A 13097-nucleotide genomic window follows, 5' to 3' on the forward strand; every position below is an offset into this window, starting at 1 on the left:
TCATCAGTTGATGGCGGGGCCCGTTCGATTCGCGCGGCGGCTTTAGCGTGAGGCGAATGCCGCGCAGAAGCCACTGACGTTGTCGACGCCGCAGATGCTGTTGACCGAGGTCATCAGCATCTGGCTCGGCGTAGCCTGGAAATCCACCGACATCATCACGCTCAGCGCGGTGATGGTGACGATGGAGAACACGAACAGCTTGCGTGCCCAGACCTTGTCGTCGACGGCCTTGTAGCCCGACACGCCCATCCACAACCAGTAGGCACCGCTGACCACCGCTACCACGAAGTAGCTGTAACCGGCGTAACCACTGATGGTCAGCATGAGCGTGGCGACCAGGAAAGCGGCGATGTACAGGACGATGCTGCGCTTGGCAGCGGGAATGCCCTTGATCACCGGCAACACCGGAATGTTGGCTGCCTGGTAGTCATTGAAGCGAAAGATGGCAATAGCGTACGAGTGGGGCATCTGCCAGAGGCTGAAGATCAGCAGCAGGATGGCTGCCCCCATGTCGAACTCGTTGCTTACAGCGCAATAGCCCACAACAGGCGGAGCGGCGCCCGACAGACTGCCAACCAGCGTTCCATAAACCGAATTGCGCTTGAGGTACAGGCTGTACAGCCCGACGTAGACGACGAAGCCCATCAGGACCAGGCCGACTGCAAGCAGATTCGTGGCTTTATAGAGCAAGGCAACGCCTGCGATCCCGAGGATGCAGGCGTAAACAATGGCATGAGTCGGCGGAACCAGGCCTTTTACCAGCACCCTGTTCTTGGTCCGCTCCATTTTTTCATCGATGTCCCTATCGATGTAGTTGTTGAACACGCAACCGGAAGCAATCACCAGAGCGACGCCGAACGCTGTTGCCAGGAACAGCATCAGGTCGATATCCCCCTTTGAAGCCAGGAAGAAGCCACCGGCCACGGAAATCATGTTTCCAAAGACGATGCCCGGCTTGGTCAGGAGCAGGTATTGCTTGAACATCAGGCTGCTCTCTTTAGTTGACCATCATGTAGTAGTGCATGCTCCAGATGATCCAGATCGAGAGCGCTACGACGATGATGGAGATCAGGACGGTGAACGCGAAGGCAACCGTGTTCCAGCGCTGCTCGGACGACGAGTTCATGTGCAGGAAGTACACCAGGTGTACGTAGATCTGCACGACCGCGAAGGCGACGATGGTGAACAACGTGGCCGCTTTCGACATGACGGGGTTCATCACGATCGCGAACGGGATCACGGTGAGGATTACCGACAGCACGAAGCCGACGACGTAATCCTTGGTGCTGCCATGGCTTGCGCCAGCGGCAGAGTGGTGATCATGAGCCATTACAGAGCCCCCATCAGGTAGACAACGGTGAACACGCAGATCCAGACGACGTCGAGGAAGTGCCAGAACAGGCTGAGACAGCTCAGACGGGTTTGAGTGACAGGCGTCAGGCCGCGGCTGGCGACCTGGTGCATCATCACCGCCATCCACACCAGGCCGGCACTGACGTGCAGACCGTGGGTACCGACCAGGGTGAAGAACGCCGACCAGTAAGCACTGACCTGAGGAGCGGCACCTTCGTGGATCAGGTGCTGGAACTCGTACAGCTCGATCGATAGGAACACCGCACCAAACAGGAAGGTCGCCGCCAGCCAGACCAGCACCTTGGCCTTGTCGCCACGGTACATGGCCAACATGGCCATGCCGTAGGTGATGCTCGAGAACAGCAGCGCGAATGTTTCGACCAGAACCAGTTTCAGGTCGATCAGATCCTTTGGAGTAGGACCGCCAGCGTACGCGGTGCTCAGCACCGCGTAACCGGCAAACAGGGTCGCGAACAGGATGCAGTCGGTCATCAGGTAAATCCAGAACCCGAAAACCTTCATCTCACCCGCGTCGTGGTGATGCTCGTGCTCATGCTCGTCGGCATGAGCAGCGTGGTTGCTCAAAACTTCACTGGACATGGTTTACGCCTGCTTAGCCTTTGCTTGAATGTGTGCCTTCTCGATGCGTTCGATTTCATCGGGCTGCACGTAGTAATCGACGTCCGTGTTGTAGCTGTTGTAGATCAGGACGGCGAAGATACCCACGAAGCTCAACCCTGCCAGCCACCAGATGTGCCAGATCAGAGCGAAACCAAAGACCAGAGCGCCCATGGACATGATCAGGCCAACGCCGGTGTTCTTCGGCATGTGGATCGGCGCGTATTTGGTCGGCGCGGGCGGCAGACCGTCACGCTTCATCTCGTGGAACTCGTCGATGCGATTACCACGCGGGGTGACCGCGAAGTTGTAGAACGGCGGTGGCGACGAAGTCGACCATTCCAGGGTACGGGCGTCCCATGGGTCGCCGGTCACGTCGGCCAGTTCCTTGCGCTTGATCACCGATACGACGAACTGGATCAGGGTGCACAGGATACCGATACCGATCAGTGCAGCACCGCAAACGGCCACGTAGGTCATCGGCACCCACTCTGGGTTGGTCACCTGATTCAGACGGCGAGTCATGCCCATGAAGCCGAGGATGTACAGCGGCATGAACGCCAGGTAGAAACCGATGATCCAGCACCAGAACGACGCCTTGCCCCAACCCTCGTGCAGCCTGAAACCGAAGGCTTTCGGGAACCAGTAGGTGATACCTGCCAGGTAGCCGAACACCGCACCACCGATGATCACGTTGTGGAAGTGGGCGATCAGGAACAGGCTGTTGTGCAGCAGGAAGTCTGCACCCGGGACGGCCAGCAGCACGCCGGTCATACCACCGATGGAGAAGGTGATGATGAAGCCCAGGGTCCACAGGATCGGCGTGGTGAATTCCAGGCGCCCGCGGTACATGGTGAACAGCCAGGTGAAAATCTTCACACCGGTCGGAATGGCGATGATCATCGTCGCGATACCGAAGAAGGCGTTGACGCTGGCGCCAGAGCCCATGGTGAAGAAGTGGTGCAGCCAGACCACGAACGACAGGACGGTGATGGCCACGGTAGCCCAGACCATCGAGGCATAACCGAACAGACGCTTGCGCGCGAACACCGCCGTCACTTCGGAGAACACACCGAAGGCTGGCAGGATCAGGATGTACACCTCAGGATGGCCCCAGGCCCAGATGAGGTTGACGTACATCATCGGGTTGCCACCGGCTTCGTTGGTGAAGAAGTGGAAATCCAGGTAGCGATCCAGAGTCAGCATTGCCAGCGTGACGGTCAGGATCGGGAACGCGCCGCAGATGATCACGCTGGTGCACAGGATGGTCCAGGTGAAGATCGGCATCTTCATCAGACCCATGCCAGGGGCACGCATCTTGATGATGGTCACGAAGAAGTTGACACCGGTCAACAGCGTACCGACACCTGATATCTGTAGCGCCCAGATGTAGTAGTCGACGCCAACTCCCGGACTGTACTCGATGCCTGATAATGGCGGATAAGCGACCCAGCCGGTCATGGCGAACTCACCGACGAACAGCGACAGGTTCATCAGGACCATGGAGATCGCGAATAGCCAGAAGCTCAGCGAGTTGAGGAAGGGGAAGGCAACGTCGCGCGCACCGATCTGCAGCGGCGTGACGATGTTCATCAGACCGATGACCATCGGCATCGCCACGAAGAAGATCATGATCGTACCGTGAGCGGTGAAGATCTGATCGTAATGGTGCGGAGGCAGGTAACCCTCGGAGCCGCCATGGGCGAGCGCCTGCTGGGTACGCATCATGATGGCGTCAGCGAAACCACGCAGCAGCATGACCAGGGCGACGAGAATGTACATCACGCCGATTTTCTTGTGGTCGACCGAAGTCAGCCACTCGGTCCACAGGTAGCCCCACTTCTTGAAGTAGGTCAATGCGGCAACCAAACCGAACCCACCCAGGGCCACGGCAATCATCGTGACCACGAGAATGGGCTCGTGCAGGGGTATTGCGTCTAGTGTCAGCTTTCCGAACATCGTTTATTCCTCCGCACCTGAATCGTGCGCGGCTTCGCTCACAGGGTTGCTCTTGTAATCGATGTACTGGCCAAGGATCTGACGGAACAGACCAGGCTGAGCGTTGAAGTACTCGACAGGGTTGTTTTCACTCGCCTTGGCCAGCATCTGATAGCGGTCGTTGAAGTCCAGCGTGTTCGGCGACTGTTTGACCTTGGCCACCCACTGCTCGAACTCTTCGTTGCTGGTCGCATGGACGGCGAACTTCATGCCCGTGAAACCGTGACCACTGTAGTTGCCCGAGAGGCCGAAGAACTCGCCCGGCTCGTTGGCGATCAGGTGCAGTTGAGTGCGCATGCCGCCCATGGCGTAAACCATGCCGCCCAGTTGCGGGATGAAGAAGGTGTTCATCACCGACTGCGAGGTGATCTGGAAACTGACCGGCGTGTTGTCCGGGATGTACAGCTCATTGACCGTGGCGATGCCCTGCTCCGGGTAGATGAACAGCCATTTCCAGTCCAGGGACACCACTTCGACCACCAGCGGCTTGTTCTCGTGCTCGATCGGCCGGTACGGATCCAGGGAATGGGTGGTCTTCCAGGTGATCACCGCCAGCACGATGATGATCACGCAAGGGACGCCCCAGACGATGGCCTCGATCTTGTGCGAATGAGCCCACTCGGGCGCGTAGGTCGCGTCCTTGTTCGAGGAGCGATAGCGCCAGGCGAACAGAATGGTCATGAAAATGACGGGAACCACCACGATCAGCATCAGCAGGGTGGCGGTAATGATGAGGTTGCGCTGCTCGATGCCGATTTGGCCTTTCGAATCGAAAAGAACCCAATCGCAGCCACTCAGGGAGACGGCCACGACAATCGTCAGAAGCGTGCGGAACAAGCGGTGGTACTTCTCTTCTCTCATTTCACGACCTTCAGCAAAGTGATATCCCACATAGCGTTCTGTTCAGCCTGATGCCCAATACGGCAGGGCATGCCAGGAAAACGGGTGCACTCGCACACCGAAATTGTTTCAGCATCGAAACCACTAAACGGAGGGGGCGACATTTTCGGTTACGCGGCCGAAAAAACCAACCGCATAACGACGATGGGCCTGCAAATAGTCGGGTTATGTTGCTCGACCCGACCTGCCCCAGCCCTACACCAACAGCCGCAACCCTGCGACCGATGACATCTCGCTCAGCTCGCAAAGCCCCATATGACCGCACCTGTAGCGCACGGCAGAGCCATGGCTTGGAAACTGGCGGCAAATAAACGGTGAGTTACGACTTATAATAGTGGCTCATATCGCGCAGATTGCGCGGCAATATGTCGCACAGCAGAGACCACTCGAAAAGGAGGGTCACTGCCTTCGATCAAGAACCCTCGTCAGGCTTCCAGTCGCAGTAGCAGCCAACCGCCATGGTATTGGCTGCGGACACGCTGCGGTTGGCGGAAAGCGCATCGAGAATCGGCTCTACGAAACTGTTCGACGAGTTGCACACCAGCCCTTCGCTGTAGGGGCCGGCATAAGCCAGCCGCCCCTGCTGGTCCCAGATGGCGATCGCCGGGCTCGCCGGAATCGACTCCATGCCTTCCAGGGACTTCAGCGGCGTCAGCTTGCCACGCAGGAAGGGCAGCATTTCACCTTCACTCCCGGGCTTCTGCACGCTGTAGAACTCGACGCCGGAAAAGCGGTAGAGGCTGATCAGGTAATTGAGGTGCGCGTCGGTTTCCTTGTGGCACGGGCACTGCGGATCCCAGAAATGCACCACACGAATATTGCCCGGCCCGGCCAGCTCGGCCGGCAGCTTGAGGCCGCCGCCCTGGAAGAACACCGCCTGTTCCTGATCACTGAACGGGCGCAGGTACGCCACGCCGAAGCGGGACCAGACCCAGGTAGCGATCGCCAGCATGATCGCCAGCGCCAGCAGGCACAGAATCAGGAGAAAGCGTTTCGAGGGCGCGGTCTGGCTCTTGCTCATCACTCGGGCTCACGGCCGTATTTGATACGGAACTGCTTTTCCATTTCCTTGCAACTGTCGGTCGCGAAGGTGCGTGATGTCGGTGTCGCGCTCGGATCCCTGGCCTTGACCCAGCACGCCTTGATGGCGCCCACTTCGTTGGCCTCGATATCGGCTGTCTGCTCACGGGTGATGGCGTAGATGATGATGCCGAAGACCAGCGCGATGAATGCCAGGCCCAGCAGCGTCAGCCACAGGCAGCCGCCGCGACCACCGGTATCGGGTTGCTCTGAGGATTGATTGCGTGCCTGGTCGTCGCTCATGGTCTCACCCCATCGAAGAGGGTGCGGAACATAGCACTTTTTACCCCTGCGGCGGCAGGGGCCAAAAAAGCACACATAAAAAGCAGGGGTACTGCCCTCACCTGCCCTGTCGCGCGCAGCTGCCTGCTATCAGGGGCTCCAGGCCAGACGCCGGGGATTTACGGGCAACGCCGGACATACGCCGTTACGACCCTCCTGGGTGTCGCCCACGCTACCTAACCTCCCGCCAACCGTAGCGTCTGGCGCACCACGTCACATCCAGCGGGCGTGTGAGAGGGGCTACCGGTAAATTTCTGGTCAAACCTATTGCGGTGAACTTCACTCATACCCTGTGAGGGCTGAATTGATTTGCGGTTCGCCGCACGATACAGGCTGATCAGCTCTCGGATATCTCATGCCGGCGGGAAGCTGGAGCCAGAGGAGAAGAGTCATGATCAATCACATTTGGGGGCTGCTGGCCAATCCGGGCCGCGAGTGGCGCAACATTGATCGGGAGAAGCAAAGCATCACCAACCTTTATGCCCGTCACGTTCTACTGATGGCACTCATCCCTGTCGTCAGCGCCTTCATCGGTACTACCCAAATCGGTTGGCATCTGGGAGGCGAAGCTTACAAGGTAGCGATGCCGACGGCTGCAGCGTTGGGCATCGTGTTTTACATCCTGATGCTCGTTGGCGTTGCCATCATGGGCAACGTGATTCACTGGATGTCCGACTCGTTCGCCAGCCGGCCGAGTCGTAGTCGCTGCATCATTTTCGCAGGTTACGTCGCGACGCCGCTGTTCATCGCCGGTATCGCCCTGCTGTACCCGAAAGCGTGGCTGCTGCTGATCGTCGGCCTGATCGCCCTCGCTTACAGCGCTCGACTTCTTTATGTAGGCATGCCGGCGTTCCTGCGCATTCCGGTCAACGAAGGGCTGACCATTTCCGGTGGCACCCTGGCCATCGGGGTGCTGGTGCTGGAGCTGCTCATTGCGCTGACGGTGGCGCTATGGGGCCTGGGTTTCGACGACTACGCCGTAAGCTGGTCGCTGTTCCGCTGACACTGCCGCAACTGACAAGAAACCCGCCATTGGCGGGTTTCTTGTTTTCTGCACAGCGCAAAGCCCGCTCAGAGAAACCAGCGATACTCCCGCGCACTGATACTGTCCATGAACGCCAGATGATCCTGGCGCTTGTTCTCGCAATAGACCATCACGAATTCCTCGCCAAGGCCGCTGTTCACCGCCGGATGATGGCGCATTGCAGTGACCGCAGAGAGCATGTCCATGGGAAAATCGATGCCGCTCTGGCGATTTTCATTCAAGGGCGCGATAGGCTCGCGGCGCTGCTCCAGCCCATGTTCCATGGCCGCCAGAATCGCCGCCAGCACCAGGTAGGGGTTGGCATCGGCGCCGGCCAGGCGATGTTCGATGCGCAGGTTGCGGGCATCGGAATCGGGAACGCGCACGCAGGCGTCACGGTCTTCATACCCCCAACTGGCGCGGCTCGCCGCGTTCACCCGCGAGCCGTAACGGCGGTAGGCGTTATGGTGCGCGGCGAAGATCGGCATGCAGTGCGGCAGCCACTCCAGACAGCCGGCTACTGCATGACGCAACGGACGTTGTTCGTCGAGCGCCAGCAGGTTGTTGCCCTGCCCGTCATAGAGGCTGACATGCACATGCATGCCGCTGCCCGGTGCATCCAGGTACGGCTTGCTCATGAAGCTGGCCCGGTGCCCGTGCTTGAGCGCTATGCCACGGGTCAGCCGGCCAAACAGCGCAGCCCAGTCGGCGGCCTGCAGCCCGTCCTCGCAATGGCCGAAATTGATCTCGAACTGCCCTGGACCAATTTCTGCGGTGATCACGTTGGCATCGATGCCCTGCTCGTTGGCGGTCTCGACGATCTCGTGCAGCACCTGCGAAAACCGCGACAGGCGCTCGATATGCAGATTGGGCTGGTCGTCCTCGTCACCGCACAGCGGATCGCGGGGATACTGCGGCAAGCCGTCCTTGAGGGCTCGGTCGAACAGGTAGAACTCCAGCTCGAAGGCCACCACGGGGCGAATGCCCTTGGCCGCCAAACGCGCCAGCACCCGCGACAAGACTTCACGGGGCTCGAATTCGATGGGCGATGCAGTGCCATCGGAGCTGATCAGCATCTGCGCCAATGGCTGGCTGTCCCAGCGCACCGGCCTGAGCGTGCCGGGAATCAACCGACGGGGCGCATCCGGGTCACCATCGTTGAAGCAATAATCGCCAATCGGGTGCAGGCCGCCCTGGGCGCCTAACAGCACGCAGTTCTGCGGTAACTTGAGCAGGCTGCCGGCCGCCACCTTCTCGAGCATGTCGATGGGATAGCGCTTGCCGTAGAAGTGGCCGGGGATGTCCAGGCAGATCAGGTCGACATAGCGCACCTCGGGGTGAGCGGCGCGGAATGTACGGACTTCGTCGAGCAGGTTGTCGGTGGTCATGTCGAGGATCCTGTGTCCGCTCAGCGGAACACCCAGAGTACCCGTGCGGGCTGGTCGGTAAGGTTGGCGTAGCGAAATCGGCTGTGTGCCGGCAGCTGGAAGCTGTCGTTGGGGCAGAGGGTAACCGCCTCGGGCTGGTCATCGAGCCAGATGCTCAACTGCCCCTCGAGCACGAAGCCACCTTGCTCGGAGCTGTCGTTCAAGTGCCCGTCACCACTGGTGGCGCCCGGCGCCAGGTGGCTTTCCAGCATGGCGAACCCCGCCGACATGCGGGGTGAGACGAGCACATCGGTGATGCCGCCTGCGTAGTGCAGCGTGCGGCGCTCGCCGGGCCGGGTGATCCACGGCAACGAGCGCGGGCTGGTGAGGCTATAGAAGTAGGTGGTCGGCACACCCAGGGTCTCGCTGATGGCCGTCAGATCCGCCACGGTGGGCCGTGACAGGCCTCGCTCTACCTGCGAAAGAAAACCCACCGAACGGCCGATACGCGTCGCCAGCTCGCCGAGCGTGAGGCCCTTGTGCTTGCGCAGGTCCCGTATCAGGATTGCCAGCCCCTCGATCTCTTCCTGCATGTCCATGGGGTAATCCTCTAGATAAGGTCGCGCAGGCGGTACCAGGCCTTGCCTGCCGCTTCGAGCGGCGCGGCCAGCCAGGATCCGCCGGGGAAGCGGGGATTGCCGATACGCTGATAAAGCGCCAGCAGGTGCTCGTCACCCAGAATCGAATCGCTGACCGCCCGCGCTGCAGCCAGGGTCGGCAGCACACCGTGGCCAGAGAAGCCCTGCAGCCAGTAGCGCTGCCCTTGGCGACCGATATCGGGTGTGCACCTGAGGGTCACATCAATGTGCCCACCCCAGCCAAACTCGATATCCACCCCGGCGAGCTGCGGATATACACGCTGCAGATACGGCCGAATCGCCGCTGGAACATCCTTGGGCAACCCACCCAGATACGTGCAACCGCCGCCGAACAGCAGGCGATTGTCCGGCGTCAGGCGGAAGTAATCCGGCACGAACTGGTTGTCGATCACACAACTGTCGTGGGGCAACAACGAGCGCGCCAGCGCTGGATCGAGCACCGCGGTGGCCACTTGATAGGAGCCCACCGGCAGCAGGCGAGCGGACAACGACCGGTCCAGATCGTCGAGGTAGGCGTTGCACGCCAGCACCAGCACGTCAGCGCGTACCTCTCCCCGAGCGGTACGCGCCCGATAGCCGCCAGGTATCTGCGTGTAGTCGAGCACCTGGCTCTGCTCGAAGATCCGCCCTCCGGCCTGTTCAAGAGCGGTCGCCAACCCAAGGGCCAGCTTCAGCGGATTGAGGTGCGCACCCCGGGCGTCGTGGAGGGCGGCAACGTAGCGCGGGCTGTCGACCCACTCGCGCAGCTCCGCGCCCTCGATCAGGCGCAGGTCTGCATAGGCCCACTTATGCCGCGCATCACGTTGCGCGGCACGCAGCATCTCGACGCGCCGCGGTTGCACGGCAGTCCACAGGCTGCCGGGTCGGTAATCCACCTCGAAACCATGGCGCTCAGGCAAGGCACGCAGCTCTTCGGCGGCCCAGCACATGCTGTCCCACAAATCACGCACGCCGCCCACGCCCAAGGCCTTTTCCAGCGGCGACATATCGCAGGACCAACCCAGCAATGCCTGCCCGCCATTGCGCCCGGACGCCGCCCAGGCCACTCGGCTGGCTTCCAGCAACACCACGCGCTTGCCGGCCTGCGCCAGGCGCAGGCCGGTGTGCAGGGCGCTGAACCCGGCGCCGATGATCAGCACGTCGCAGTCGAGGCTTGCCTCAAGGCTCGGCCGCAGCGGGATCGAGCCGGGAAAGGTGCCGGCGTAGTAGGTGCCGGTATGTCGAGCAGACTGCAGGAACATGACATGAAATTATCGAAATATATTTCATGAAAAAATACACCATTAATTTCACAAACCCAAGTACTGGCGGATCGCCGACAGCTTTCCATGAGCGAGCGAACGCTTGCGCTCCAGCCGGGTCGAACCCCCCACAACAATCGAAGCGCTGGCGACCGCATGCCCCAAATGGTCATAACGCCCAGCCTGCCCTAGCCCTGGAGCACCCTGCAATGACCCGACTTGCCCACCTCTCCACCACCCTGTTACTGGGCTTCGGCACACTGTTGATGGCCGGCTGCGCCCAGCATGGCGCACAGCCGGAAACGCCCGCCGCAACACCGACGCCGGACACGCGCGTAGCGCCCGAACAGCAGGCGGCCGAAGACGACTTTCAGCGCCTGAGCAGCCTTGCGCAACGTGGCGACCTGGACAGCCAGTTCAAGCTCGGCAGCTTTTACTTCGTCGGCAAACCACAGAAGGACCTCAAGCAGGCCGAATACTGGTGGAAACAGGCAGCCGATCGCGGCCACGCCGAAGCGGCCGTCAGCCTGGCGTATCTTTACACCGGCCGCGACAACCCGGAGTTCGGCAACCCGTCGGCCATGCTCAAGTACCTGAACCAGTCCGCCAGCAGCGGCAACCCGATGGCCCAGCACATCCTCGGCAACCTGTACATGCGTGGCATCCAGGGTGTCGAACGCGACCCGAACCAGGCCCGCCGCCTGTTCCAGAGCGCCTGCCGGCAGAACTACGCAGCCAGCTGCAAGGCGCTCGACAGCGCGCCAGGCGCCTGACACCGTTCAGGGCTGCAGCGTGAAGGCCGTCTGGCCGGTGTGCATGTCGAAAGGGATGGAGAAATGCTCGTGGACGATCAGCCAGCGCCCGTTCTGCTTGCGGTAGCACTGACTGACGCGCATCCACGCCGATTGCATCTCGCTCTGCTCGTTGGGGCCGCCGCAATGGCAGAGAAAATGGCCGAAGCCCAGATCCTGACCCAACTCGATGTGCAACTGCTGCATGTCGAACAGCGTCGGCCCCGGACACGTGACCAGGCAGACCTGCCAGTGGCTCATGTAGGCCTCGCGGCCCTTGAATTGCAGTTGCCCTACCGCGTCGAACGCCCTCACATCACTGCAGTAGTGTCCGCGGATACGCGGCAGGTCCTTGTCGACAACCGCCTGGCGCCACTGCTCCAACGCCTGTTCGATGCCGGCATGGTCAGCCGCATTGCGGGTAATGGTCGTCATCGCCACCTCCACTCGTCGTCCACCTGCGAAGCGCCCGTGCGCCCCGACCTCACCTCACTCTAACCCCGCGACAAACGGCGGCCAGACAGGGCGACGAACGCACTGTTGCGTTGCGGTAAAGCACAGATGGTCGGTCAATGCAGCGCCACGGTAGCGCGAAGGGAGGAACCGATGCACTCGTGGTGCACCGGGTGACGCTCAGGGTGAAGGACGCAACCGGGCTTGTGGCCCTTCGCGTATACGCAGCGGCAGCGGGCGCCACCCTGCATATAGGGTAATCAGAGCGGGGTGAGCAACTCGCCGCGCTCGATGAAGGCATCGAGATTATCGAACACCAGGTTCTCCATGGCCAGGCGGGTTTCCTCGGTGGCACTGCCGACGTGGGGCAATAGCACCACATTGGGCATGCCGAACAACGCCTCGGGCACCCGCGGCTCATCCTCGAACACATCGAGCCCAGCACCGCCCAGGGTGCCAGCCTGAAGAGCGGCTACCAGCGCCTGCTCGTCGATCACGCTGCCACGCGCGATATTGACGACAATACCGTCGGGGCCGAGCGCCTCGAGCACGGCGGCATCGATCAGGTGATGCGTGGACGCGCCACCCGGGCACGCCACCACCAGGAAATCGGCCCAGCTTGCCAGCGCCTTGAGGTCAGCTTCGTAGCCGTACGCAGTGCCCGGATCGGGACGGCGGTTGTGGTAGCGGATATCCAGGTCGAACCCGGCCGCACGCTTGGCGATCTCCTTGCCGATCCGCCCGAAGCCGACGATGCCCAGTTTCTTGCCACTGACCTTGCGACCAAGCGGGTACTGGCCCTTGAGCCACTTGCCCTCGCGCACGTACTGATCGCAAGCCGCGAACTGCCGGGCAGTGTCGATAAGCAGACCGATCGCCGTGTCGGCCACGCATTCGTTGAGTACATCGGGGGTGGTGCTGATCGGGATGCCCCGGGCCTTGGCCTGGTCGACGGCAATCGAATCGTAACCGACGCCAAAACTGCAGATGGCCTTGAGGTTGGGCATCTGCGCCAGTTGCTCGGCCGAGCAGCCGTAGCGCGCCGAAGTGACCACGATATCGATCTCGGCGCCGCGTTCGGCGAGCACATCCTGCTGCTCCCACAACCGCACCAATTGGTAATCACGCTGCAGGCGCTCGTTGAAACGCGGCGGGAAACGACCGACCTGAAGCACTGTGGGACGACTCATGCAGCTCTCCTTCAATCCTGAATCAATGCGACATAGTGAAGGCCAACGCAGCGCAGCACAAAGCTTCGTGCCATGAAACGACCCGCTTCAGGTCTTCCCGCTAGCGCACTGCCAAGCGCAGGCAGCCACGCAAGAACTGGC

Annotated in this window: 14 protein-coding genes; 2 read left to right on the plus strand and 12 right to left on the minus strand. The window is 61.1% G+C overall.

Annotation, left to right across the window (positions count from 1 at the left end; translation table 11 throughout):
• Nucleotides 1-42: 42 nt before the first annotated feature.
• The 7 genes from cyoE to ACZ0AV_RS08570 form a co-directional block, all read right to left on the minus strand.
• A complete protein-coding gene (cyoE, locus tag ACZ0AV_RS08540; protein WP_499153331.1) occupies nucleotides 43-987 on the minus strand; it encodes a heme o synthase in 945 nt (314 codons plus the stop codon).
• Nucleotides 988-997: 10 nt separating this feature from the next.
• Entirely contained in the window at nucleotides 998-1330 is a 333-nt protein-coding gene (cyoD, locus tag ACZ0AV_RS08545) for a cytochrome o ubiquinol oxidase subunit IV (RefSeq protein WP_499150642.1), read from the minus strand.
• Nucleotides 1330-1953 (minus strand): cytochrome o ubiquinol oxidase subunit III, encoded by a 624-nt coding sequence (cyoC, locus tag ACZ0AV_RS08550; RefSeq protein ID WP_499150643.1) that lies wholly within the window; start codon nucleotides 1951-1953, stop codon nucleotides 1330-1332. Before cyoC ends, cyoD begins: the two co-directional genes overlap by 1 nt.
• A 3-nt stretch (nucleotides 1954-1956) precedes the next feature.
• On the minus strand, nucleotides 1957-3930 hold the full coding sequence (gene cyoB, locus ACZ0AV_RS08555; protein ID WP_499150644.1) for a cytochrome o ubiquinol oxidase subunit I: 1974 nt from the start codon (nucleotides 3928-3930) through the stop codon (nucleotides 1957-1959).
• 3 nt (nucleotides 3931-3933) lie between these two features.
• Nucleotides 3934-4830 (minus strand): ubiquinol oxidase subunit II, encoded by an 897-nt coding sequence (gene cyoA, locus ACZ0AV_RS08560; RefSeq protein WP_499150645.1) that lies wholly within the window; start codon nucleotides 4828-4830, stop codon nucleotides 3934-3936.
• 451 nt (nucleotides 4831-5281) lie between these two features.
• Complete coding sequence (locus ACZ0AV_RS08565) at nucleotides 5282-5890, minus strand: DUF6436 domain-containing protein (protein WP_499150646.1); 609 nt, start codon at nucleotides 5888-5890, stop codon at nucleotides 5282-5284.
• Complete coding sequence (locus ACZ0AV_RS08570; RefSeq protein ID WP_499150647.1) at nucleotides 5890-6192, minus strand: hypothetical protein; 303 nt, start codon at nucleotides 6190-6192, stop codon at nucleotides 5890-5892. Before ACZ0AV_RS08570 ends, ACZ0AV_RS08565 begins: the two co-directional genes overlap by 1 nt.
• A 430-nt stretch (nucleotides 6193-6622) precedes the next feature.
• Here ACZ0AV_RS08570 and ACZ0AV_RS08575 point away from each other — a divergent pair, with 430 nt between their 5' ends.
• A complete protein-coding gene (locus ACZ0AV_RS08575; protein ID WP_499150648.1) occupies nucleotides 6623-7234 on the plus strand; it encodes a Yip1 family protein in 612 nt (203 codons plus the stop codon).
• A gap of 68 nt (nucleotides 7235-7302) precedes the next feature.
• On the opposite strand, the gene ACZ0AV_RS08580 is transcribed toward ACZ0AV_RS08575, so the two are convergent.
• Genes ACZ0AV_RS08580 through ACZ0AV_RS08590 form a run of 3 tightly spaced genes read right to left on the minus strand, consistent with a single transcriptional unit; the run spans nucleotide 7303 to nucleotide 10522 of the window.
• Nucleotides 7303-8643: a glutamine synthetase family protein gene (locus ACZ0AV_RS08580; protein WP_499150649.1), complete on the minus strand. Its 1341-nt coding sequence runs from the start codon at nucleotides 8641-8643 to the stop codon at nucleotides 7303-7305.
• Nucleotides 8644-8663: 20 nt separating this feature from the next.
• Nucleotides 8664-9221 (minus strand): helix-turn-helix domain-containing protein, encoded by a 558-nt coding sequence (locus ACZ0AV_RS08585; protein ID WP_499150650.1) that lies wholly within the window; start codon nucleotides 9219-9221, stop codon nucleotides 8664-8666.
• A gap of 11 nt (nucleotides 9222-9232) precedes the next feature.
• Nucleotides 9233-10522 (minus strand): NAD(P)/FAD-dependent oxidoreductase, encoded by a 1290-nt coding sequence (locus ACZ0AV_RS08590; RefSeq protein WP_499150651.1) that lies wholly within the window; start codon nucleotides 10520-10522, stop codon nucleotides 9233-9235.
• A 209-nt stretch (nucleotides 10523-10731) separates the two neighbouring features.
• Here ACZ0AV_RS08590 and ACZ0AV_RS08595 point away from each other — a divergent pair, with 209 nt between their 5' ends.
• Nucleotides 10732-11295, plus strand: a complete 564-nt coding sequence (locus tag ACZ0AV_RS08595; RefSeq protein WP_499150652.1) for a tetratricopeptide repeat protein — start codon at nucleotides 10732-10734, stop codon at nucleotides 11293-11295.
• A 6-nt stretch (nucleotides 11296-11301) separates the two neighbouring features.
• Here ACZ0AV_RS08595 and ACZ0AV_RS08600 read toward each other — a convergent pair whose 3' ends face one another.
• Both ACZ0AV_RS08600 and ACZ0AV_RS08605 read right to left on the minus strand, forming a co-directional pair.
• On the minus strand, nucleotides 11302-11748 hold the full coding sequence (locus ACZ0AV_RS08600) for a YybH family protein (protein ID WP_499150653.1): 447 nt from the start codon (nucleotides 11746-11748) through the stop codon (nucleotides 11302-11304).
• A 278-nt stretch (nucleotides 11749-12026) separates the two neighbouring features.
• Nucleotides 12027-12956, minus strand: coding sequence for a 2-hydroxyacid dehydrogenase (locus tag ACZ0AV_RS08605; RefSeq protein ID WP_499150654.1), 930 nt, complete (start codon nucleotides 12954-12956; stop codon nucleotides 12027-12029).
• Between the last annotated feature and the right edge of the window lie 141 nt (nucleotides 12957-13097).

It is taken from the genome of Pseudomonas sp. AC532 (assembly GCF_979258965.1).